General features: G+C 58.6%; 18 protein-coding genes. 10 read left to right on the forward strand and 8 right to left on the reverse strand.

Going from position 1 to position 23,053, the window contains the following annotated elements; translation table 11 throughout:
- Positions 1-96 precede the first annotated feature (96 nt).
- Entirely contained in the window at positions 97-420 is a 324-nt protein-coding gene (locus Pan189_RS10740; protein WP_145363919.1) for a DUF6793 family protein, read from the forward strand.
- Positions 421-504: 84 nt separating this feature from the next.
- Here the strand turns inward: Pan189_RS10740 and secD are convergent, their stop codons facing one another.
- The 4 genes from secD to Pan189_RS10760 all read right to left on the reverse strand — a co-directional run bounded on the left by secD (position 505) and on the right by Pan189_RS10760 (position 6,625).
- The gene (gene secD, locus Pan189_RS10745; RefSeq protein WP_145363920.1) at positions 505-3,630 is read right to left on the reverse strand and encodes a protein translocase subunit SecD; all 3,126 of its coding nucleotides are present in this window, start codon (positions 3,628-3,630) and stop codon (positions 505-507) included.
- A 76-nt stretch (positions 3,631-3,706) separates the two neighbouring features.
- Entirely contained in the window at positions 3,707-4,108 is a 402-nt protein-coding gene (yajC, locus tag Pan189_RS10750) for a preprotein translocase subunit YajC (protein WP_310821340.1), read from the reverse strand.
- Positions 4,109-4,206: 98 nt separating this feature from the next.
- Positions 4,207-5,322: a tRNA guanosine(34) transglycosylase Tgt gene (gene tgt, locus Pan189_RS10755; RefSeq protein WP_145363922.1), complete on the reverse strand. Its 1,116-nt coding sequence runs from the start codon at positions 5,320-5,322 to the stop codon at positions 4,207-4,209.
- Positions 5,323-5,575: 253 nt separating this feature from the next.
- Positions 5,576-6,625 carry a type II secretion system F family protein gene (locus Pan189_RS10760; RefSeq protein WP_310820321.1) on the reverse strand — a complete coding sequence of 350 codons (1,050 nt, stop codon included), beginning with the start codon at positions 6,623-6,625 and terminating at the stop codon, positions 5,576-5,578.
- A gap of 239 nt (positions 6,626-6,864) precedes the next feature.
- On the opposite strand from Pan189_RS10760, the gene Pan189_RS10765 reads away from it, so the two are divergent.
- Together Pan189_RS10765 and waaF are read left to right on the forward strand one after the other, a co-directional pair.
- Positions 6,865-7,662 (forward strand): enoyl-ACP reductase FabI, encoded by a 798-nt coding sequence (locus Pan189_RS10765; RefSeq protein ID WP_145363923.1) that lies wholly within the window; start codon positions 6,865-6,867, stop codon positions 7,660-7,662.
- A 162-nt stretch (positions 7,663-7,824) separates the two neighbouring features.
- Complete coding sequence (gene waaF, locus Pan189_RS10770) at positions 7,825-8,964, forward strand: lipopolysaccharide heptosyltransferase II (RefSeq protein WP_310820322.1); 1,140 nt, start codon at positions 7,825-7,827, stop codon at positions 8,962-8,964.
- Between the two features lie 10 nt (positions 8,965-8,974).
- On the opposite strand, the gene Pan189_RS10775 is transcribed toward waaF, so the two are convergent.
- Positions 8,975-9,868 carry a rhomboid family protein gene (locus tag Pan189_RS10775; RefSeq protein ID WP_145363925.1) on the reverse strand — a complete coding sequence of 298 codons (894 nt, stop codon included), beginning with the start codon at positions 9,866-9,868 and terminating at the stop codon, positions 8,975-8,977.
- A gap of 191 nt (positions 9,869-10,059) precedes the next feature.
- Positions 10,060-10,950: a hypothetical protein gene (locus tag Pan189_RS10780; protein ID WP_145363926.1), complete on the reverse strand. Its 891-nt coding sequence runs from the start codon at positions 10,948-10,950 to the stop codon at positions 10,060-10,062.
- 112 nt (positions 10,951-11,062) lie between these two features.
- Between Pan189_RS10780 and Pan189_RS21360 the strand changes: the two genes are divergently transcribed.
- The 5 genes from Pan189_RS21360 to Pan189_RS10805 all read left to right on the forward strand — a co-directional run bounded on the left by Pan189_RS21360 (position 11,063) and on the right by Pan189_RS10805 (position 15,327).
- A complete protein-coding gene (locus Pan189_RS21360; protein ID WP_310820323.1) occupies positions 11,063-11,227 on the forward strand; it encodes a hypothetical protein in 165 nt (54 codons plus the stop codon).
- Positions 11,228-11,319: 92 nt separating this feature from the next.
- Positions 11,320-11,760 (forward strand): YkgJ family cysteine cluster protein, encoded by a 441-nt coding sequence (locus Pan189_RS10785; protein ID WP_145363927.1) that lies wholly within the window; start codon positions 11,320-11,322, stop codon positions 11,758-11,760.
- Positions 11,761-11,930: 170 nt separating this feature from the next.
- Entirely contained in the window at positions 11,931-13,289 is a 1,359-nt protein-coding gene (gene hisS / locus Pan189_RS10790) for a histidine--tRNA ligase (protein WP_145363928.1), read from the forward strand.
- A complete protein-coding gene (locus tag Pan189_RS10795) occupies positions 13,289-13,855 on the forward strand; it encodes an HYExAFE family protein (RefSeq protein WP_145363929.1) in 567 nt (188 codons plus the stop codon). The genes hisS and Pan189_RS10795 overlap by 1 nt, the downstream gene beginning before the upstream one ends.
- A 224-nt stretch (positions 13,856-14,079) precedes the next feature.
- Positions 14,080-15,327 (forward strand): beta-ketoacyl-[acyl-carrier-protein] synthase family protein, encoded by a 1,248-nt coding sequence (locus Pan189_RS10805; protein ID WP_145363931.1) that lies wholly within the window; start codon positions 14,080-14,082, stop codon positions 15,325-15,327.
- An 81-nt stretch (positions 15,328-15,408) separates the two neighbouring features.
- On the opposite strand, the gene Pan189_RS10810 is transcribed toward Pan189_RS10805, so the two are convergent.
- Both Pan189_RS10810 and Pan189_RS10815 read right to left on the reverse strand, forming a co-directional pair.
- The gene (locus tag Pan189_RS10810; protein WP_310820324.1) at positions 15,409-17,037 is read right to left on the reverse strand and encodes an HD-GYP domain-containing protein; all 1,629 of its coding nucleotides are present in this window, start codon (positions 17,035-17,037) and stop codon (positions 15,409-15,411) included.
- Positions 17,038-17,311: 274 nt separating this feature from the next.
- Positions 17,312-18,295 (reverse strand): M50 family metallopeptidase, encoded by a 984-nt coding sequence (locus Pan189_RS10815; RefSeq protein WP_145363933.1) that lies wholly within the window; start codon positions 18,293-18,295, stop codon positions 17,312-17,314.
- A gap of 286 nt (positions 18,296-18,581) precedes the next feature.
- Between Pan189_RS10815 and Pan189_RS10820 the strand changes: the two genes are divergently transcribed.
- Both Pan189_RS10820 and Pan189_RS10825 read left to right on the forward strand, forming a co-directional pair.
- A complete protein-coding gene (locus tag Pan189_RS10820) occupies positions 18,582-21,056 on the forward strand; it encodes a zinc ribbon domain-containing protein (protein WP_145363934.1) in 2,475 nt (824 codons plus the stop codon).
- A gap of 214 nt (positions 21,057-21,270) precedes the next feature.
- A complete protein-coding gene (locus Pan189_RS10825; RefSeq protein ID WP_145363935.1) occupies positions 21,271-23,007 on the forward strand; it encodes a hypothetical protein in 1,737 nt (578 codons plus the stop codon).
- Positions 23,008-23,053 lie beyond the last annotated feature (46 nt).

The following is a 23,053-nucleotide window of genomic DNA, read 5'->3' on the forward strand; positions in this document are numbered from 1 at the left end:
ACTGCCCCGTCAGCCGCCGCCCGATCCGCGGCGAAACTCGGACCGTCGGATGTCCGAGTGCCTGATCCGCACCGGTCTTGTTGGAAGGACTAAACCATGGCGCTGTATGAGATCGAAACCAACCAGCACATTATGATTAGCTGGGCGGAGAACCAAGACGATGCGGTCCAGATCGCAGAAAAACACTACCCTGAAGAAGAGGTCGTCCGCGTTACGCGAAGGCCCCGCGACATTTGGGTGATCTCCAAAGGTATGCTCGGGATTCGCGATTCCGTCGAACCATGTGACACGGCCCGCGACTGCCTTTCGCGGGCTCGCGGCGACAAAGTTCACGCCATCCGCCTCTACATGCTTGATACCGGCAGCGATCTGCATGAAGCCCAGCGGGCGATCGAAACGAACATGTCGCTCGGCTGGTAGCCGTCGAAGAATAGTTCTGCCCCAACAAGAAAGCCCACGAGTCTGACTCGTGGGCTTTTCGCATATCAATCGCAGGCCAGCGCTCTAAGTCGTCTGAGCGACCGGCTTGGCAGCGGGAGCGCTGCTGTTCTTCTTCGCGGTCCGGTTCATCAGCCAAAGCAGAGCGGGTGACGCGACGTAAATCGAACTGTAAGTACCGATCAGTACGCCGCCGACCAGGCAAAACGCGAATCCGTGTATGCCTTCACCACCGAAGGCATACAGTATAGATACCACGATGAACGTTGTGACCGATGTCAGCAACGTACGGGCCAGCGTTTGATTCAGGCTCGTATTGATCATCGCTGCGGTCAGGTCCGGACTCCTGCCCCGCACTTCGCGAATTCGGTCGAACACAACGATCGTGTCGTTCAATGAGTACCCGATGATCGTCAGGAAGGCCGCGATCATCGGCAGATTGAGTTTGAACTCTTCAAGGCCCAACACGGTGGTGCCGGTCGAACCCGCAATGGCTGCCGCGATTGCCACGCAGCCGAGGACCGCGAGCACGTCGTGGACAAGGGCCACGACCGCGGCGAGGCCAAAGGTGACCCGTTGGAAACGGAACCAAAGGTAAGCGACGATCGCCACAAGGCTGGTCAGAATAGCCAGAATCGCCGTCTCGCGCATTTCGCCCGCGACGGCGGAATCGAAACTGTTTCGTTCATCGAATACCGGATGCGTCGCCATCGCTTCCTTCGTGTTTTCCAACGCCGTTGCGAGATCGCCATCGTCGACAATCGAGGCGGACGCGACTCGCATCGTCGAGAACAACTTCGGTTGTCCCGGCGGCGCATTCGTACCGCTGCCTTCGATCCCGATAACTTCGACTAGCGAGTCGAGCTCGTCATATTTTCGGCCGTTCTCTTCCGCCACCGCTTCCAATTCGGTCGTGACGTAGCGCTTAATCGTCGAGGTGCCGAGTTCTTCGTCGTTCTCAATTGTCACGGTCGCCAGTGAACCGCCCGCGAAGAGCGGATCAAATGACGCCGCAGCCTCTTCAGTAAGCGGATCGACCTCGCCGTGGGTCATCGTGATTCGACGAATGTCGAGATCGGCATCCTCAAACGCACTGACGATCAACTCGTCAATTTTTGGGGTATCACTTTCTGCCGTTGTCTCCGCCGCATTCGATGACTCCGACTTACCTTCACTAGTTCCCGCCTGCTTCTCGCCGGCGGAGGAATCGTCCTTGAGCGTGGTTCTCATCCGGAACCGTCGTCCCATCTCCCCAACGTCGTCCGCCAAAGTCAATCGCTCGACGGACACATCCGATGAAAACTCGGGAACGGCTTCGAGGATCTTGCGCACCGTCGCCGTGTCGGACTCGGAGGTTAATTCGAAAGTGACCATCGTTCCACCTCGGAAATCGATGTCGAGCATCTTCGCCCCCCGGCTGAACAGAACGCCCAGTCCGGTCCCGATGAACAAGATCGATACGACGACCGCGATTTTCGTCCCCGACAGAAAGTCGAAATGGGTTGAGCCGACGCCGGGGATTTTGTTCATCTTCAGGCTCTTGATCCATCGCTTCCGCTCGAGGATGTCGAACATCAAGCGACCGAAGTAGAGGGCCGTGAACATACTCGTCACGATGCCGATAAAGAGCGTGACGGCGAAGCCCTTCACCTGATCGGTTCCGATGACGAACAGAATCACCGCCGTGATCAACGTGGTGACGTTGGCATCGACGATCGTGCTGAGGGCACGGTCGAAGCCGTTGGAGATCGACATCCGCAAGCTCGAGCCGCGGGTCAACTCCTCGCGAATTCGCTCGAAGATCAGCACGTTCGCGTCGACCGCCATCCCGATCGTCAGCACGATGCCCGCGAGTCCCGGCAGCGTGAAGGTCGCTTCGATGAACGCCATCGCGCCCATCACGAGGATGATGTTGAGCACGAGGCAGAGGTCGGCGATTAAACCGGCGACGAGATAGTACGAAGCCACAAAGATGAGCGTGATAATGCCGCCCCACAAAATCGCCGACAGCGCCTTGTTGACGGTGTCTTCACCCAATAAAGGACTGATCGTGAACTCACTGACCGGCGACTTGTCGATATCGAGCTGCAGGGCACCGGCATTGAGGACGTCGATCAATGCTTTGATCTCGGCCTGCGAGAAGTCGCCCGAAATCGTACCACTGCCCGAGATGACGCTTTCGATACTCGGGGCGCTGTGAATCTTGCCGTTCAGAATGACCGACAAACGGTGGCGAAAACTGTCGCCCGGCGGGCGGTAATTCGACGTGAGCGTGCCGAATCGGCTCGCTCCCTTGGCGTTGAAACTGAAGCCGACGACGCGTCGTCCGCTCTGATCCGTTGTCGGATAGGCGCTGCGAAGGTAATCGCCGGTGACACGCCGGTCAGGGTCGTCATAAACAACAAGGAATTGACGCTTACCTTGCTCTGGCGAATCGACCAATTCGACTACTTTGTTTTCATTGTTGACCGCCCGAGGAGCAACGCCGAATCGGTCGTCGACGTCTTTGAACTTGCCGTCGGCTCCGATCGCGACATCAATCCACTCGGCTCGCAGTTCACCGTTGCGATAAAGCAGCCGCTCGCTTCCGGACATCTGCCGCGCTTCGGCGATCAAGTCGCGGTGCCGATTGTTGTTGGCCAGAATGCCGAACTCGAGCTTACCGCTGTTGATGATCCGGTCTTTGGTTTGCTCAACCTTTTCTTGGTCAGCCCCCGGGACGATGACCTCCAGCCGATCGCGGCCGACCCGTCGGACCGTGACCTCTTCGGTGCCTGACGGATTGATCCGCTTGGCAACGGCCCCGACCATCTGATCCATGACCTGGTCGGTAATCGGTTTGTCTTCGGTCTCAACGACGCGATAGACTAGGTTGGTTCCGCCGGCCAGATCGATGCCGAGGTTGATGGTGTCTTTGAGGTTTTCCCCATTGGTGGCTGCCCAGATAAACGGGGCAGAGCCCATCGCGGCGGCGAACAGCACGACGCCCATCTTGAAAGCGAGATCGGGCAACTTCAGCAGTTTCCCGAGCGCCGCTCCGATCAGGAACGGCAGGACAAAGACCGCCAGAACCACCAGCAAGATGATCCAGCCGGATACGCCGTCCGCGGTCGTAGGATCACCAATGACGGCCGCCGAGCCCGCCTCGGACGAAACGGTCTCGGTAGCCTGTGCGAAAAGTAATGACAACATCGACAATTCCATTTTCTACTGTGCGATACCGAAACGGGCAGATTGAGCCCGGACCACGGCGAGGGCTTCCGAGACGTCACTTCTCGGAAGCGGCTTTCGCCCCGGTTTTTTCTTCCAAATCGTCTCTCAACACTGTCTGAATGCTCGACCGAACGAACGGGATACGAGTCGAATCGCCGAACTTCAGCGTGACCTCTTTGCCGTCCGACGAAATATTTGCGACCGATCCGATCATGCCCGCGGTCGTGATGACGCGATCGTTCTTCTTCAGCGAGTTGAGCAATTCCTCTCGCTTCTTTTTCTCCCGATTGCCCGGCAATACGACGATCACGACGTACAACACGATCAGCGGCAGCATGATCGGCAGCATACCCATCAGCGTTTCGGCAAAGCCCGGTGCCTTCTCGCCTGCGGCAGGGGCTTGGGCAAGCAGACCGCTGCCGGCCTGTAAAATTACAGCAGAAACGCACTCAAACATAGCCACGCGAACACTACGACCAGACCGGCACCGCTCTCGCGGTTTGTAAGGAACACGCCATCTTCGTTGAAGGCCGCCAAATTTTCAAAGCAGGTGATTTATTCGCTTTCCCACGCGGCAAGACACTCGGAGCGAAATGAATCGGCCCGACCTTCCAGAATCGCGACCCGCAGGTCACTCATCGTCCGGTGGTAGAATGCGATATTGTGCAGAGAAAGCAGAATCGGCCCGAGCATTTCACCGGCGATGAACATGTGACGCAAATAGCCGCGGCAGTATCGCGTGCACGCCGGACATTCGCACGCGGGGTCGAGCGGGGCGTCATCCCGCATGTGCTTTCGATTCCGCATCTTGACCCGGCCCGTCGATGTGAACGCCGTCGCGTTACGGCCGTTGCGCGTCGGCATCACGCAGTCGAACAGGTCAATGCCGCGAAGGACCGACTCGACCAGATCTTCGGGGCGGCCAACGCCCATCAGATACCGAGGCTTTTCGGACGGAAGGTGCGGCGTTGTGTGATCGAGCGTGCGATACATTTCGGTCGGCGACTCACCCACGCTCAGACCGCCGATCGCGTAGCCGGGAAAGTCGAGCGGTACCAGTTTGTCGGCCGACTTCTCCCGCTGCGACTGATCGATTCCGCCCTGCACGATGCCGAACAGAGCCTGATCATCCCGCGCCTGCGTGTCTCGACAGAGCTGTGCCCACAGCGTCGTGCGGCGGACTGCTTCGGCGATCTGCTCAATCGGTGCATCGGCCGGAGGGCACTCGTCCAGACACATGATGCAGTCCGCCCCGAGCTGCTGCTGAATTTCGATCGCTCGCGCCGGGGTCAGTTCGAGAATGCTGCCGTCGATGTGTGATTTGAAGACGACTCGCTCGTCATCGATGTCTCTCAATCCCGCAAGACTGAAGACCTGAAAGCCACCGCTATCGGTGAGAATCGGACCGTCCCAGTCCATGAACCGGTGCAAACCGCCCAACTCTTCGACGACCTCGGCTCCGGGACGAAGTGCGAGATGATAGGTGTTGGCGAGCAGCTTTTGCGTGCCGACGGCTCTGAGTTGGTCAGGAAAAAGCCCTTTGACCGTTCCCAAGGTGCCCACCGGCATGAACGCCGGGGTCAGCACCGTTCCATGCGGCGTGTGCCATCGGCCCGCGCGTGCGCCAGTTGCCGGATCGACGGCTTCAAGTTCAAAACGGAATGCAGACACAGAATTCTTTTGTCGCGGACTGCCAGGCGTCGGGCCAACAATTGTTCGGAAGCAATCTCAATCATCGAGCAATCGCCGCGTGATTCACCGGCGATCGAAGCAAAACAGCAGGATGCCTAAGAGTTGCATCGGCGACTTCCGGTGACTCCTGCCGCAACCGAATTGGATCAGGGCATGACGTGCGAAAAGCTTTTCGAGTCTCCAGCTTCACGGCCTTGCTGGCGCTTCGGGCTATCGGAACTTGCTTTCGATGTTAAAAACCGGCCGCCGCTTCTTGAAGTTTGCTCAGGTAGAAACTGAAGATACTGAAAATCACGAAGATGATGAAGCCGGCGACCAGTGCCCAGATGACCCAGGCGAGGGCTGCGACGAGCGCACTCATGCTCCGCCGGGCTTCAGCTTCGAGTTCCGGGCTGAGCCGCTCGAGTGTCTCAGGAACCGTTCCTGAATGGTCTCCGACTTCCACCAAATGCAGGTAGTCTGCCGGGAACAACCTGGTTGCCTCCAAGGCGGGGGCGAGGTCGACACCACTTTCAACGGCGGTGTAGACGTAATTCCCGCGACCGATATAGGCACCATTCGAAGTCGCCCGGAATGCCGCCTCCAGCGAATGATCGATGCGCATACCCGCCTGTTGCGTCAAAGCGAATGCCCAGGAAAACCGCGCGATCGCGAACGATCGCAGGCATTTCCCTAGCACCGGCACCCTCAGCAATGCCACATCGATCATTTGCATGCCCGAGAACGTGGCACGCACGACTTTAAAGAGTACGAATAATCCCAGCGCGAGGCCGAAGGTCGAGCCGTACCAAATCAGGGCACCTCGCGTGCCCACCAGCCCCCAACCCAGCACATCGGCGGTTTCGTTTCCCGTCACGCTGCCGATGATTCCGAGCACGAAAATCAGCAGGCCGATGATGCCGATCGCCGCAACCAACTGAAACACCGGGAACGCAATCGCCCCGATAAATGACTTTCGCAGGCGGACGTTGTTGTCAAAGTGTTCGGACAGGCTGTGCAGAACTTCCGGCAGTGTCCCGGTCTTTTCGGCCACGTTCACCATGTCGATCATCAGTGGCGGAAAAGCCGGATCACAGTGCCCCATTGCCTCGGTGACATCTTCGCCGCGGCGTAGAAGAACGGCGATCTCGGCTGACCGTCGCCGGACGCGGGGATCCTTTGCCTTATCCCCCGCGATCACGAACGCTTTTCGGATGTCGACCCCGCTGTGCAGCAGGGTGCCCAAGCTGCGGCAGTATTGAGAGAGCGCTTTTTGCGGTATTCGACCGCCGTCGCCGAGCACGAATCGGCCTCCTGGGTTGGTCAGTATCAAATAGGAATTTTGGGCACCGTCGCCTGCCACAAGTATAGCCGGAGGAATCGCAGAAATATCTGCCGACCGTATCCTTTTACCTCGCGCTCAATCCACGGCACTGTCATCCCGGTCGTTGTGAGACCCGGAACTTTGTGCGAAAGTCCCACCCGCATCGAAGGGCCTCCTTCGCGACAGGACCTCAGACGACCGTACCGGCTCAAAGACTCATGGATTTTCTCAGACTCAACGACAAGTCGGTGCTGGTCATCGGGGTCGCGAATCGAAAGAGCGTTGCGTGGCAAACTGCGCAAGTGCTGTCGGAATCCGGCGCAAACGTGTTGTACTCGGTTCGCAGCGAAGAACGCGCGGCGACCGTTCGCAAACTGGCGGGCGACGTCCCGGTTTTCGTCTGCGACTTCGAAGACCCGGAGTCGATCGCCAAGTTGGGAAAAGAAGTCGCGGCAGAGACCGACCAACTGCACGGAATCGTGCATTCGATCGCGTTCGCCGACTATTCCGCAGGCTGGCTCCCCTTTCATCAGACACCCCGACCGGCATTTCTGCAGGCGGTCGATATCTCCTGCTATTCCCTCATTGCGACGGCGGAAACATTTCGCGAGTTGCTCGAACCGGAGCAGGGCAGCGTCGTCACCATCTCGATCTCCACAACGCGAATGGCGGCCGAGAATTACGGATATATGGCACCCGTCAAAGCGGCACTGGACTCGACCGTCTGTTTTCTGGCGAAATCGTTCAGCGACTTTTCAAATGTCCGCTTCAACGCCGTTTGTCCCGGTTTGCTCAAGACCTCGGCATCGGCAGGTATCCCCGGATACGTCGACAGCTACCTGTTCGCCGAGCAAGCGACACTTCGCAAACGGGCGGTGCAAACCGATGAAGTCGCGAACACGGCAGCTTTTTTACTAAGCCCGCGTTCTTCAGGCATCAATGCGCAAGGGCTCGTCATCGACGCCGGAATGAGCATCAACTACTTCGACCGTCAGATCGTCAGCCCGGACTCGTGAACGGCAACGCTCACAGGCAGTTCCAAATTCGGGTTCTCGCCCATAAATCGTAATCAATTGATTGGAAGTGGGGCGTTCGTAGCGCGCGAAGCGTGGATACGTCTGGCGAGAGTCGACTCTTGCTTCTGCCGACCGGGAACGCTCTTGCCCAAAATTTCCTGCGTGTCATACAACACGACTGACTTCTCGCAGGCTCAACCCCTTTCTTTGCCCATGCCCCGCTGCCTTGCCGACGTCGATCCCGAGCGGATCGCGATCATCAAGCCGAGTGCGTTGGGCGATGTCGTGCAATCGCTGCCTCTATTGCCGATTCTGAAAGAACGTTACCCGCACGCCTCGATCACATGGGTGATCCGCGACTCTCTGGCCGGATTACTGGAGCGGCATCCGCTGATCGACCGCCTCATCCTGTACCGCAGAAAAGGTGGGCCGAGCGATTGGGTTCGCATGGCGAAGGAACTCAGAGCGGCCAAGTTCGACCTCGTTCTCGATCTGCAGGGTTTGCTTCGGACAGGTCTGATGACGCTGGCGACAGGCTCTCCGGTCCGGGTCGGATTGGAAACGGCTCGCGAGGGTTCGCATCTGACCTGCACCGAGATCATTCCGAACACCAGTCGATTTGTCCCGGCCCATCAGCGTTACTGGCGGATCGCCGAAGCCATCGGCTGCGGGGAATTGCGATCCACAGCCACGATTCGCGTCGCCAAGACCGAACTCGACGCCGCGCGGGAACTCTTGTCCGGTCTTCGCGGGGCAGTGTTGGCAGTCGCACCGGGAACCGTTTGGGAAACGAAACGCTGGCCGGTCGATCGGTTCGCCGCCGTGTGCGCGAAGGCTTATCGACAATACGGATGCTCGACGGTCATCCTCGGTGCCCCGAATGAGGCATCGCTGGGGGCCGAATTGGAGCGAACGCTCTCCCGGTTCGTGCCGAGAGCAACCGTGTTGAACCTCGCGGGCCAGACATCATTGCAAGGCCTCGCCGCTCTATTGGCGACGGCGGATATCGCACTGACGAACGACTCGGGGCCGATGCACATCGCCGCCGCAGTCGGCACCCCGGTCTGTGCCGTTTTCACCTGCACCGACCCACAGCGATCCGGCCCCCGCGATGAGCACTTTGAATTCGTGCAAACCGGTCTGTCATGCGGGGGCAGCTATCATCGGACCTGTCCGCATCGGGGGACGGGGCACCTCGCCTGTCACTCCGAATTGGAAGTAGGGCGTGTCTTCGCAGCGCTGCACGGCATGGTTCAGAAGCATCTCACCGGCAACGACCCGCTCAGGCAAGTTGCAGCGTAGCCGGGTCCGTTCACCCCTTTTGCCGATAGCGACGGCTCGCTTCTTCGAGCAATTTGCGCTCTGACTTCGTCAGGCTCGCTTCGCCCTGCTCGCTGATCTTGGCGAGCGCGGCATCGACCTTTGATTCCAAGTCGTCTTCGGCTTCGCGCTCAGCGGCGTGTTCCGGGTCATGGACACGCAACTTGGGCTGCCGCTTGAACCTTGGGATCGGAATCCCTCGGGGTAGGCCGTCCGAAATCCGCCAACCGCTGCGCTGGTAAAGGAAGGCGAAGCCGACGCTCGCCAGCGATGCGATCGGGACGACGTTCGCGATTCCATCCGGACTGGACAACTCGAACAATGCGGCCAACACGTTGCCCGCGACAAACAACCCGACCAGCCAGCGGATTTCGATCGGAATAATGAAGAACAGCAGAATTTTCTGACGTGGAAAATGCAGCGCGTAGAGCGTGACGACGGCCATCACCGCACCGGTCGCCCCGTACATTGGCCGTCCGGCGTCGTAAGCAAGGCCGAATAAGAAACCGGTGATGCCCGTGATCAGGACAGTCGCGAAGAAGAAGGTCGCGTATTCCCGAGAGCCATACATGCCCTCAAGAGTGCGACCGAACCACCACAAAAACAGAAGATTGAAAATAATCTGGAGCGGAGCGCTGATTTCGTGACAGAACGCATAGGTGACCAAACGCCAAATTTGGCCGCCCAGGATGTCCGTGGGGGTCAGGTCCAACCATTGTTGGGCCAGAGGCGCGATCCCCTCCTGGATATTCTGTGACGTGAGAATTTGCAGGACAAACACGCCGGCAATGAGCGCGATCAACCACTTCGTCGCCGGATCGGTCGCGAAGAAATTTGCACCGCCCTGCGTGTCATCGCGGAGATATTCGCGGTCTTCGATTCCCATACCGCGCCATGCGCCTCCGTGGTCAAGCGAGCGGGTACACCAGCGTGCCCGCGGCCGAAATTATGAACCCAATTGAATAGCCATCAAGCAAACGTTTTTCGTGATTTCGGTTGAGAAAACGCTTTGGCAACCCCGAATTGCGATCTTCAAACGAGGTACAGACCTCGAATGTCGAACCAGATGAGCTCAGGCTAGTTGATTCGCTCCGCAATTCGAGACGCCTCAACCGGCTGCGGGAGTTGGGTCGTCAGGTCACGATTCTCTTCGATGATGGCAAGCAATTGATTGTAGGCGTTGTGCACACTGAGTCGCAGGCCGGCGAGCTGTTCGGCTGCGGAGTCACGAGCCTCTTCCTCTGCAAAGATTGTCGCGATGAGCCCGTCAGCGAACTCCGGCGTTCTCTCGATCCGCTGCGCGCCGGGATTTCCGGTCAGGCGTTTTTCGAGATAGTCGAGGTGATCGTTGGCCTGAGCGACTTCAACTTCAGCTTGGGCAACCTGTTCCTGCAAGGCCCTGTTGTCATCGGCCCGTTCCGCGATCCGGTCGCGCAGTTTATCGACGCGAGCCGGCGGCGCGTAAGGCGTGGTCTGCCAAAATCGCCATTCGCCCTGCGGCCAAGACTGAATTTCTTCGGGAAGCGCGGTGAATGTTGGCCGGAAGCGAGAAACGCTCGCGTTCGCGACGACAAGCTCAAATTTGCCGATGTATTCACTTGAGCCGTCCGCACCAACCGCGAATGCCTCGTACGTTGGGTTCGGTCCTCCCCGCCCGGTGCCAACACCGAACCCCTGATCCTGTCCCAACTGGGCCGTGACCAATCCGGTTGGCTGCTCGACATTCGTCGCCGGTGAGATGTGGGGATCGGACCAGTTGAGCTGAAACCGTGCGAACTTTGTTTCCAAGTCGCGGACGGCTCGCTCTTGCTTGGCGACCTGTTCCTCCAGCCCGGAGATCGACTGCTCAGCCTGCTTGACCTGACTCATCCACGAATTGCGAACGTTGATCAGTTTCGAAGTCAACAAGACTGCCGCAACGCCCAGACAGAAGGCGATTCCAAGCATGACTTTGCCGAGGACGTGCATTCCGGCTTCCGGGTTGGGCTACCACGACCAAAGCGCGGCAACCATTCGCCACGCAAACACTGAATGTAATAAGTGATTAGAGTATCGGCGCCTCGCAGGGTCAAGAACGACCATGCGAGGAAGTTTTGCGTGGGGGGCCGATCTCGCCACGATAACATGCTGGCTCGGTGACGCCGGTCGCAACGATCGCAAGCAAACTCCCGATTTCGACGACGATCACGATGCCGCGGGCGAATCGCAAGGGCCGAATGGTTTCGCCACGGCGAAGAACCGGTAGAATTGGCCGCGGCGGTTGATCTGCTCAGGAGCATCACGGCGGCTCACTCGACCGCAATCAGGGAGATTCGATTGTTTGAACCGAACGGCCCAATGACACAGCGTGTCCGTAGAGAAGACCTGAAACCGGGCGAGAATCTGTGCTCGTACTGCACGGCCAAATGCTGTCGATATTTTGCGCTGCCCATCGAAACCCCCTCAGAGTGGAAGGACTTCGACTTCATCCGCTGGTATATGATCCACGGGCGGGTCGCGGTCTTCGTGGATGAGGGTTCGTGGTTCCTGCAGGTCTTTGCGGACTGCCGGCACCTCAAAGAGGATTACGGCTGCGGGGCGTATGAAAAGAGACCTCATATCTGTCGCGAGTACTCGACCGACAATTGCGAGTACGACGGTGACGGGACCCATGAACGCTACTTCGAAACACCGGAGCAAATTTGGGAATATGCTGAAGCGGTCCTCCCGCCGGCCGAGCGACGCAGCGTTGGCAAAACCCTCTCCCTGCCAGTGATCGAGCCTTTAGCGCCGCGCTAGTCGAAACATCAGGAATCCAAAACTCTGCGGACATCCCAAACCGTTACCGTCGTTTCCTCTGCGTCGTCCTGATTCGAGCCGACCTGTCATAGCAACTCTCGGTTGCTCTCGAAGTCCGCAAGCCCGACGTTTTCCACAATCCTTTTTCTCCAAGCGAAGCAAAGAGTCCGGTGGCCAAACTGATCCCCAATCGCACGCTCAAGGGGTTTCGCGATTTCCTACCGACGCAAGCGATTGCGCGAGAACGGCTGATCGACACCGCCAAGGCGGTCTATCGAAGCTACGGTTTCGCGCCGATCGACACGCCCGCGCTCGAGTACGCCGAAGTGCTGCTCGGCAAAGGCGGGGTCGAGTCTGACAAGCAGATGTTTCGGTTCGAAGATCAAGGAGGTCGCGACGTCGCGATGCGGTTCGATCTGACCATCCCGTTCGCGAGATACGCCTCGCTAAACATGAACGAGATCGGCACTCCCTTTAAGCGGTATCACATCGGAAGCGTGTGGCGTGGTGAATCTCCGCAGCGAGGCCGGTACCGCGAATTTACGCAGTGTGACTTCGACACGATCGGGACTCGGTCGACCGCCAGCGATGTCGAAACTCTGCTCGTCATCCACGATCTGCTCGATCGTCTCGGCGTCGAAAACTTCACGATCCGAATCAACAACCGGCAAGTTCTCAACGGGTTGCTTGAGCAGTTTGATCTGTCCGACCGCTCGGCCGAGGTGCTGCGGGCACTTGACAAACTTCCCAAGATCGGGCGAGACGCGGTGCTCGAAGAGCTTTCCGAACGGGCCGGCGTTCCGACCGCGGCCGCCGAGCAGATTTTGGCCTCCGTCGAACTCGAAGGCGAGCCAGAGTCTATTCTCGCAGAACTCGAATCGATGACGACGGCGAGCGAGGCCGGACAGAGCGGCGTCGCCACCCTCAGAGAGATTTTCGATATCGTAACACGTTCCGGCATCTCAGCGGGGAGGGTTCGGCTCGATCCCTCGATCGCGCGGGGCCTCGACTATTACACCGGCACGATTTACGAGACGTTTCTCGACGACCTCCCCGGCATCGGCAGTGTCTGCTCCGGCGGTCGGTACGATAATCTCGCGCAACTTTTCACAAATCAGGAACTTCCGGGTGTCGGGGCGAGCCTGGGCGTCGATAGGCTCTTGGCAGCTTTTGAGGAATTATCACTGATTGACGGTCGTTCGACGCCCTGCCGCGTGCTGATCACGCAGTTCGATCGGGGTCGGTTGGCCGATTACGTCGGGATCGCAAGGGAGCTGCGATCTGCGGGCATCGATGTCGAGCTTTATCCGGACGACAAAGCCATCGGCAAGCAATTGAAGTATGCCAACCGCAAAGGCTTTGCACTGGCGATTCTGGCAGGGGCAGACGAACTCGATGCCGGGATTCGGCAGCTCAAGGTCTTGAAGACCGGCACTCAAATCGAAGTTGAAGCCGAGCGTCTTGTCGACGAGATCAAAGAGCGATTGGCGGACGAGCGATCTTCGATCGGCAGCGTGGAAATCGAATAATGGCGATCCTTTCGAACCCGTACGAAAGTGCGTTCGAAGCCTACTTGAAGAGTCGGCAGATGCCCTATGTCGCCGTCGACGAGTCAAGAAGAGTATTGCTGCGAAATGCCTCGCTGAAATCGATCGACTTCGTGGTGGAACATCCGACGCGCGGACAACTGCTGATCGACGTCAAGGGGCGGCGTTTTCCGTCGGGCGGTCCGCGGTCAAAGCATCGTTGGGAGAACTGGGTCACGAACGACGACGTCGAAAGTCTCTCGAATTGGGAAGAAATTTTCGGCAATTCGTCACAAGCGATGTTCGTTTTCGCTTACGAATTGGGAGAGCCTCGATTCGAGGCCGAACACGCCGAAGTGTTCGGTTGGGACGATCGGAAGTATGCCTTTTACGGGGTGACTGTGGCCGATTATCAGGCCGCGATGACGTTGCGTTCCCCACGTTGGGACACCTCGTTCGTTGCCCGCGCCACCTTCGATCGTCTACGATTTCCGTTTGCTCAACTGCTCGCAACGAACGACGAAAACCACGAAGAGAATCACAACGGGCGAACATGGGTCAACATGTGATGGGTCACTTCCTACGACGACGAGTTCTTCCTGCCGCTCTGCTGATGTGGATCAGCGCGAGTTCCGCATTCGCTCAGGACGCAGGGGCCGTAACTGTTCCGCCCCCGGTCTCGACTCGCAATTACATGGTCGACGCCGCCATTTATCTCGCTTTGGCAGGGGCGGCTCTGGCCGCCGTTTGCCACTCGAGTCGACGAACGTAGATAGATAACGGCGTAAGGGTCATGCCTGGGTCGGCAGAAGACATCGTCATCACCGGTATCGGCTGCGCAACGCCGCTCGGTCCCGACTGGGAATCGTCGTGGCGTCGCCTCGCCGCCGGCGAAGTGGCAACTCGTCGGCTTGATGCATGGGCGATCGACGATGACGCGCTCCCTCCGGCGGCTGACTTCGCCGGCGCGCCGCTTTTCCCGGATTCGCGATTTCGTCCGTCGAGTGAATCGACTGATACCGCCTTTGCCGATCCGGTCTACGGGCTCAGCGAGGCGATACTCACCGAAGCCCTTGAGCGGTCGGGTCTCAGTGAAGGCGAACTTACCGATCCGCAGACGAGCTTGATCTTCGGCAACAGCAAAGGCTCGGTGTGGGGGCAGAGTATCGAGTCTCGTGGAATGGCGGCTGGGAATTCGGACTTCTTCAGTTTATTCCCCGCCGGTCCATCAACGTATTTGGCCGGGAAGTTTGGGATTCGCGGGCCGGTGTTGGCTCCGGTTGCGGCCTGCGCGACCGGCTTGGTCTGCCTGATTCGCAGCGCCGACATGCTTCGGCATGGCACCGCGGACCGCGTCATCTGCGGGGCGGCGGACGCGTCTCTTCACCCGGCCATCTTGGCGTCGGCTCATCGTCTTGGCGTCAGCTCCCACGAGGATGATCCGCGTAGAGCCTGCCGTCCGTTTGAGCGCCGCCGCTCCGGTTTCCTGGTCGGCGAGGGCGGAGCGGCATTTGTCTTGGAACGAAGGAGAGCAGCCGAAAAACGGGGTGCGGAGATATTGGCCGTTTGGAGGGGAGGCCTCTGTGGAACCGACCCCACGGCTCTGACAGCGTTGGATGAATCGGGCCGAACCCTCGGCGACCTGATGATCCGCACGCTGCAATCCTCTGAGACAGCTCCCGGGGATATCGACTACATCAATTACCACGGGACCGCGACAATCGCGAATGATCTGACGGAGAGCCGTGCCGTCCGTCGGGCCTTCCCGAGACACGCGGAACAGACCAAAGGTTCTTCCGCCAAAGGTCAGATCGGACACCTGCTCGGAGCGGCCGGAGCCGTGGAAACGGCAATGACGATTGCGGCGATCCGACATGATACCATTCCGCCGACGGCGAATCTCGACGAGGTCGATCCGGAATGCGGGCTCGACTACACGCCGCTGCGACCCGCGCTGCATCCGATCAAACACGCTCTGAAGCTATCACTCGGCTTCGGCGGGACGATCGCCACGGCGTTGTTGTCAGCACCGGACGGCTGATTGTTGCCGCGGGTGCCGTCAGACAATCTCTCTCGACGAATTTTCTTCGTCGACGAATCGAGACTCAGCATTCGAGCGAGATTAGCGATCCAGTGAAATTGTCGACAGACTTCCGTCGATCGGAGCACCCGCTTCTAAAGAATAGGTGGCATAGATGTTGAGAATGTCTTCTCGACACGCGAAATACGCATCGATGACATTGGGGTCCCACTGCTCATTTCGACCTTTCCGGAAAATCTCCTCAATCTTTTGATTGGGCATTCCCTTTCGATAGGGCCGATCGCTCCCCATCGCGTCGTAGCCATCGGCAACAGCAAGAATCCGGGCCATGAGCGGAATATCGTCGCCGGCCAGCTTGTCGGGGTAGCCGGTGCCATCAAAGTTTTCATGATGGTTCCGGACGCCGGGCAAGATGTGCTGCAAGTTGCTCAGGCCCTTCAAAATGTTGTACCCGATCGTTGGATGGGCTTTGACGGCCTCAAACTCCGCGTCGGTGAGTCGACCCGGTTTCCGCAAGATGCGATCGTCGATCCCGATCTTGCCGACATCGTGCAACAGGCCTGAGAGATAAATGTCTCGCAGGTCACCTTCGGGCAATTTCATGTGCTTGCCGATCCGCCGCGCGATCAACGCGACACGCTCGCTGTGACCGCGCGTGTAAGGATCTTTGGCGTCCAATGACGAAACGAGGGAACGGACAAACCCGATCAGGAGGTCCTGATTCTGCTGATACAGTTCGGTGTTGCGGACGTGTGTTCCCAGTATCGTCGCGACCGAATTCATGAAGCCGGCTTCAACGGTTCCGAATTCCTGTCCGTGTGTTCGATTGCAGCAAAAGACCCAACCCTTGCGGTGTTGGCCTTCTTGGATGGGGACGAGAATGAAATTGCTCAGCCGCGGGTAGTCGGCCCCCAGAAGCGTCTTGCCGACGTGGTTGCGAACGAGGGGCCTTGACCATTCGACGTCGGAAAACGACTCGATCAGTGTTTCAAGTTCCCGTGGTTCGAACGGCAAAACGCCGCGGGAATGAAGCAGATTTCGTCGCGATCGATCATTGATCAGGATCAGACTTCCGCCCGCGTCGACCAGCGCGTGCAGCCGGCGGACACACAGATCGGCCAAGGACGTCGGCCCCTGTGATACCTGCAGATTGCGACTGAGGTCGTGTAAAAGACTGATCTCCTCGTACGTATGATCCAGTTGGCAGGTCACATGGTCGAGTTCATCTTCCAATCGCAATCTCGCCGAACGTCCCGAGAGGTGCTCTGCCGCGAGCGTGATGAGTCGCTCGACGACGTTTCCAGACAGAGCCTCGCATTCGTTCCAAAAATGACGAAGCTGTCGAGCGGACCAACCGGCCTGTGAGCCGGCGATGATCAGGTCAGCCGGCGGCTCGCAGCGCGTTACTTGAGCGACGGATGCCTTGGCTGACGGAATGTATCCGAGCGCCGCATACCGTGTGCGATTCTCCACGCAAAATGGGACGGCATAAAAAACCATCCCCGCGTTGGTCTCCCACTTTTTCGGGTGCGTCAATTGTTGCAGTTCCTCTCGGACGCAATCGGGAATCATCGGCGGAAGTTGCCCGGCCACTTCGACAACGCACCGACTATCGATGCGGACTGCGAAAAACGGCAAACCAGTGCAGGCCCGCAGTTCGTCGACCGTCCCCGCAACCTGTTCCGACGCGACGGCCGGGAGGTCGGACATGGAGATTTCTGATCGGACTACGGTGCCGAGCGGCATAGCAAGACCTGTGCATAGAGAGGATTCTCTACAAGCTAGGTCACGGCAGGCCCCGATGTTCTGCGAACGCAACGTATCGGCCGGAGTGTGTTCGCTTTAGGAACGCCGATCGATACAGCGAAGCGATTTGCGCCAATAGTCCGGTCGCGCGGACTGTGACACGTCTGCGGGCGACACCCGCGGAGAAAACCTGCAATCTCAGCAAGAAACCGGTCGAAAGAAAATTTCGACTCAAGATTCAGCGATCGCCCTGTTGCCGATACCGCGCTGATGCGCGGCGCAATCGACGGCGCTCTGATTCCGTCAAACCACGTAGTCCGCTTTCGTGAACTTTCGACAGAAGGCGGTCGATCTCCTGTTCGTCGAGTGCATCTCGTTCTCGACGCCGTCGCTCTCGCCGTGTGCGGCGATCTCGGAGCCAGCGTTCCATGAAATTAGGCTGAGCCGTCGGCTCGCCCGCACGCTCTTGCTCGAGACTGGTGTATCCGGCTGAAAAATCGTACCCGAGAAATGTTTCGTCAAACGTTTCACTGTCGTCGCTGCGTTCCACTCGCGGCCGGTTGAAGAGCGCGAGGTAGCCGGAGATCGCCAAAGCCCAAAGTTGGCCACACGCCAGCGATGCAATCGCGAGTCCGATTGAAATCGCAAAACCGAAATGGTTTCGACGCGCCGGGACCGTCTTCACTTCAGGAAGGCGAACGGACAGCAGCTTGGCTGCATCGAGGGGCCGCGCGGGAATGAGGTTCAACAGCAACAGCAACCAGTTGACATGAAAATTGATCAGGCAGACTTCCGTGAATCCGACTGACGATCCGGCCTCGATCGGGAAGGTGAACGGATTCAGGCCGTCTTGCCAGACACCTTCGTGCAACACGGTCGGCAGGAAGGCCACAACGGCTAGCGAATGCACGACATAGCCGCCCATCGCAACGGCCAAACGGGAGACAATGGTCGGACCGCCTTCGATGCCAGACCCTTCGCCGCAGACACCAAACGACAATTCACGGACGTATCCGCCGGTCAGCCGCGCCGCGAGTGCGTGCCCAAACGTATGCACGGCGACCCAGAGGGCGTAGAATCCGAAGAAAGCTAGGCCCATTGTGAACCCGGGCAGACGGATCACCAAAATGGGGAGCAACAGTACTAAGACCCAACTCAGCCGGATCGGGACGCCGAAGAGCCGACCAATGCCGAACGTCCAACCTTCGACGCGTTCATTCATGAGAATGGTCTGAAGTGATTCGAGTGAGGATTCCGTCGAACGCGACCTGACTCCCACATGCCGTCTCGCCGTATTATAAATTTAGTCTGCGGACCGACCCTGTTCAATCGGGTGGTTGTCTCCGAAACCGCGAATTGAACCAATGTCGCAGCCGCAGCCCCAGATTTTCTTGACGAAACTTCGATGACGAATTCAACCGAGATCGTCGGCAACTCCGTTCGGCGTTGGGTTTCTGCACGCTTGGTTGACCTCAGACAAATACTGAAACTTCTGCTCGAAAGCTCTCATGGCTCTTAACCGCTGTCCCGCATGCAAGGCATCAGTTCTCGACGACGATGCGACGCAGTGCCCGTTTTGCGGTGCTTCGATGTCGGCATCGGCTGGTGGCACGACCTCCGGTAAGACGACTGCCGCGGCCTCGAAACCGCAACGGGCGCCGGCATCGCAGAAGAAAACAGCCAAAGCGGATGACCCGTTTGGGTCTGAACTCGATCCGGACAAAGCGGCGTCCTCAGCGATCGCCTTGGCTCCCAAGCCGATGAAGGGCCGGCGACATGAGGTCGTTTGCCCAATGTGCGAGACGGTCGGTTTCGCTCCATCAAAGGCGAGCGGAAGCAACGTCAAGTGCCGCAATTCCGACTGCATGGTTCCTGTTTTCAAAGCGCCGCGTTTTGCGATCGAGCCGGAACCGGAACCCGAATCGAAGTCTTCCGGATCTGGAATCACGTTCATTGTCGGAAGTGCAGTATTGCTACTGGCAGTGCTCGGCGGCGCCGGTTGGTTCGTATTCGGTTCCGGCTCCAATAAGACGAACCTCGGCGATGTGCCACCAAACGTGCAGCCGGTTCCGCCGCTAACGACGGACGGCATTAATAAAACGAACGGCGAAGTCAGCGAGAACCCAGAGACAAACGGAACTGGTGAGCCGACAAAGACGCCGGCGCAGATTCGAGAGGAGATTCTCGAAAGAACGCTGGCCCGCATTCCGGGAATTGCCAGGGACACATCTCAGAATCTTCGCAAGCAGGATCGTCGACGCGATGCAGCCCTCGCCTTTGCCGCCGCAAGCCGAGCCGATGGGGTGATGAATCAAATCGAAGCCTTGCGGGCGCTGACGCCTCCAATTCCGTATTTCGAGATTTCTCCGCTCGTCGCGTCTGCCTGGTCCAATCTGGAAGCCGGAGATCGCGATGCCGCATTGCCGCTCTTCACAAAGGCCGCCGAGCTTTCGGACGAAATTCCGCAGCGGGGGCCGAACGCCCTCGATGCGGGGATCGACCTTGCTGCGCTGGCAATTGCTTTGTCTCAGGATGATGTTGCCCGTAAGGCGCTCGAGAGCGTCCGCGATACGGCTTCTGGCGAACAAGCACGCTACGTCGCAGATCGAGCCGAAGTCCTGTTTGACGGACGCTTCGACAAATCGAATCGCGTTGCGTCAGTCTGGCGAATGCCGGGTCCTGCTTATGGGTCAGTGGCCTATCGACTTGCCGGACACGGTGATACTGCCGCCGCTTACACATGGGCCGCGACGATTACCGATCCCGACGGCAAAATCGGCGCGATGTCTGCACTGGCGGAAGTGACAGCCTGTCCCTCCGACTCCGCGAACGATGTCGACCGACCGCAACTGTCGGACTTGACCACGTTGCTCGCCGACGCGAGTCCGGGAGTGCGCGCCTTCGTCCTGTCCCGGGCCGGACGTGTTGCGATCGCGACGGGAGCAAATTCGAATGTCGCGGAATTGGTCGCGGCCGCCCGCACAGCGGCCGATGACATCCCCGATGCGGACGCGCCGCAGGAACCGACCCTTCGCAGCTTGACCGCAGCGGCCCCTCCAAATCCTGAAGTGTATTTTCTGCGTGCGGCCGCTCTTGCAGAACTCGCGAAAGCCGAAGCCGATGCAGGCGATTCGACGCGGGCTGAGGCGGCTCTTGATCGGTTGTTCGCGCAATTGCGCGGCTCGACGCCCGCTCCGACAGTCCTCGCTGATTTCACGGATCGCCTCGAATCTGTCGGCACATTGGGTATGCGGTCACAACTGGCCTCCGAACTCAATATTTCTTCCGACACCGAAGCCCGTAACGCCGTCAACGATTTCCGGCGCAACCTGCGAACGGCGACAGAATACGCCAAGCAGCGAAGTACCCTCGCCGTAGACTTTCTGGCAGAGTTCGCGGAACAGAAAAACGCCGACTTCGCCCAGAAGTATTTGGTCGAGATGGCTTCGTCCGATGAACTCGGCGTGCAGGAACCGCTCTCGCGAGTCGAAGCGGGGTGGACCGCGGCGTCGCTTGCCGAGACTTGGGGGATGCCAGATATCGCTGCGGCAACTCGGCCGAATGCCCAAAAGCTGCCACGGCCTTGGGAATTAGATGTCAGTGAGAAATCCGCTGAAGCAATGGCTGAACAGCAGTGGCGGCGGGCGGCCGAAGTCATCAACAAATCGGATGATGCGGTTGAAGACGGTTCGCGATGGCGCCTGGCCGCCGCGACAGCATTTGAGATCTACGAGCAAGCCGGGCTGAACGCGGCCCTCGACTTCACCCTGACCATCGAACGGGCGCACATTCGGGAGGCCGTCCTCGTCCCCCTTTGCACTCATATCGTCAAACGGGAGGGGCCCGCCGCGTTGGAGAGTGAGTCGCAGACGCGACGCGTACTCCCGACAGACCGGATCGCGATGTGTTTGGGAATCGTGCGCGGCATTTCTGAATCAAATCAAAAGGACACTCCGGAAAATCCCGATGCGGAATCCGCCTGATCGCTCTGACTCGAACGGATATTGCGATTCGGCATATTGAAGTCGGAAATTTCGCCGCTTTTCAGCGGTTGCCGCTGTGGTGTAGCATCTTGAGTTGTCGAATCGATGTGCCGAAGAGATCGCTCCCGACTGTAGCGACCGAACTGATCGTTCATCGGTTGACCCTCACCTAAAACTCTGTTGTCTCGCCTGTCGAGCAGCCGGAAAGCCTTTGATGCAGAGTCTCGAATCCTACGGTGCTTACGGCCGGTACTTTCGGCGCCCCGAACGACTCATTGGGCAAATCATTGCAATCGCCGCAGCGGTTTTGGCCGTAGGCTCAGCCGTCGCTGCGCCGCCCCAAATCGAATTGTCGATCGCCGATACTGATCGAGCCGGACGTTACGCGCGGCACCTTGCCGAGTTGGGGGCCGAAATTGATCGGCCACAAGGCGAAGTGCTGCAGCAGTTCATCGACATTTTCCTGATCGGCGTCGATACCGCTAAGCCGGCCCGAGCGGATCTCATTACCGATGAAGCGCCGACACGCTATCGCCTGCATGTGCCGGTGAAGGACATCAGAGATTTTCGAACTCAGAATTTGAAACCGGTCGGCATTCCGTCAAGCCAGTCTTTTAGGGACCGCGAGTTGTTTAAGCTTGGCGGGCGTCGCGGAGCCGCATTCGACGGCTGGATGCGCTACGGAAACCCCGCGGGGGGGGAATACGCGTTTATCGCCGAAAAGCAAGACGAGGTCCCGGCGACTTTGGCAGACCCCAGTGACGAAATCCGCAAAAAGCTAAACGGCCAATACGATGCGGTCTTCTCTCTGACGAACGATCCGACCGAAGAAGGATTGGAGCAAGCTGTTCAAGAGCGGCTCGGGCGCTATCTGGCCGAACGCGATGAAGCGATCGAGGCGTTAAAGCCCGCGAAAGGCGAGACGCCCGAAGAGTTTGAGTATCGAAAAATGCTGGCGAGCCATCAGTTTGATGACTACGCCATGCTGTACGCCGAATCCAAACTCTTGGAAGCCTTCTCGAAACTTGATATCGAGAACAATTCGGCTCGGGTCGACGCATCGCTCGAAGCCCTGCCATCGACGCGATTGGAAGGCATGATGAGGCTGTTGGGGCAATCGGCCTCGCGGTTCGCCGCCGTTCCGCTCGGGTCGAATCCGGTGCTCAGCGGCCGAGTGAACATCAAGCTCGATCAGTACCGCACCGATCAGTTTCTAGCGCAACTGCGAGCGTGGCGCGCCGCAACGATTTCCGGAATCAAAGCCGATCAAGATCGAACGGCGGAAGAGAAAACGTCGGGCGAGGATGCCGTCAGCCGACTGGTCGACTCGATGCGGAAGGTCGTGGTCGCGGGCTCTCTCGATGGCTTCCTCGAAATCGCTGACAGTACCGCCGGTCGCCAAACCTTCGGGGGAATTCATGTTCCGAACGGAGAGGATTTCTTTGAAGCGCTCAAGGCATTTGAGAACACGAAATCGATTTCGAAACTGGAACTGAATGTCGACAAAATCGGCGAGCTTGACGTTCATCGGGTTGGTGTCAGCGAAGGCATGTTCTCCGACTTAGTGACCTTGGCCGGCACTTCCGAAATGTTAGTGGCGATTGCCCCTGACACTTTATGGATGGCCGCCGGGCCTGATGCCCGCAATACGCTGGAACAGACGATCAATCAGCTCGACGGTGAAGCGGCGATCGCAGACGAACTCGTGTTTCGACTCGACGCCAAGCTCGCCACAATCGCCGATGCCGTCATCAACCAACTTCCCGAAACAGACGACCCGGCGATCCGACAGATGATCAAAGCCGCGCTGGCGACCGGCAATGATTCGCTCTTTCTCAACTTCAGCGTCGAGGACGCGAAAATGACCGGCGAAATGGAAATAAAGAGCGGCATCCTCGGATTCATCGGTCGCTATATCGCCCGCTTTTCGCGAGAGAATCTCGACGGCTGACCATCGCAAACGCCTCTGCGTCCAAACAACTTGCGCAGAAGGCTCG

The organism is Stratiformator vulcanicus (genome assembly GCF_007744515.1).
Taxonomy (GTDB): Bacteria; Planctomycetota; Planctomycetia; order Planctomycetales; family Planctomycetaceae; genus Stratiformator; species Stratiformator vulcanicus.

Coding starts and splice junctions, on each gene's coding strand:
- Pan189_RS10795 (WP_145363929.1), top strand. CDS start 13,289: ATGGCGATCCTTTCGAACCCGTACGAAAGTGCGTTCGAAGCCTACTTG.
- secD (WP_145363920.1), bottom strand. CDS start 3,630: ATGTTGTCATTACTTTTCGCACAGGCTACCGAGACCGTTTCGTCCGAG.
- Pan189_RS10815 (WP_145363933.1), bottom strand. CDS start 18,295: ATGAATGAACGCGTCGAAGGTTGGACGTTCGGCATTGGTCGGCTCTTC.
- Pan189_RS10825 (WP_145363935.1), top strand. CDS start 21,271: ATGCAGAGTCTCGAATCCTACGGTGCTTACGGCCGGTACTTTCGGCGC.
- Pan189_RS10765 (WP_145363923.1), top strand. CDS start 6,865: ATGGATTTTCTCAGACTCAACGACAAGTCGGTGCTGGTCATCGGGGTC.
- Pan189_RS10820 (WP_145363934.1), top strand. CDS start 18,582: ATGGCTCTTAACCGCTGTCCCGCATGCAAGGCATCAGTTCTCGACGAC.
- Pan189_RS10785 (WP_145363927.1), top strand. CDS start 11,320: ATGACACAGCGTGTCCGTAGAGAAGACCTGAAACCGGGCGAGAATCTG.
- Pan189_RS10810 (WP_310820324.1), bottom strand. CDS start 17,037: ATGTCCGACCTCCCGGCCGTCGCGTCGGAACAGGTTGCGGGGACGGTC.
- Pan189_RS10775 (WP_145363925.1), bottom strand. CDS start 9,868: ATGGGAATCGAAGACCGCGAATATCTCCGCGATGACACGCAGGGCGGT.
- Pan189_RS21360 (WP_310820323.1), top strand. CDS start 11,063: ATGCGAGGAAGTTTTGCGTGGGGGGCCGATCTCGCCACGATAACATGC.
- Pan189_RS10780 (WP_145363926.1), bottom strand. CDS start 10,950: ATGCACGTCCTCGGCAAAGTCATGCTTGGAATCGCCTTCTGTCTGGGC.
- Pan189_RS10740 (WP_145363919.1), top strand. CDS start 97: ATGGCGCTGTATGAGATCGAAACCAACCAGCACATTATGATTAGCTGG.
- Pan189_RS10805 (WP_145363931.1), top strand. CDS start 14,080: ATGCCTGGGTCGGCAGAAGACATCGTCATCACCGGTATCGGCTGCGCA.
- yajC (WP_310821340.1), bottom strand. CDS start 4,108: ATGTTTGAGTGCGTTTCTGCTGTAATTTTACAGGCCGGCAGCGGTCTG.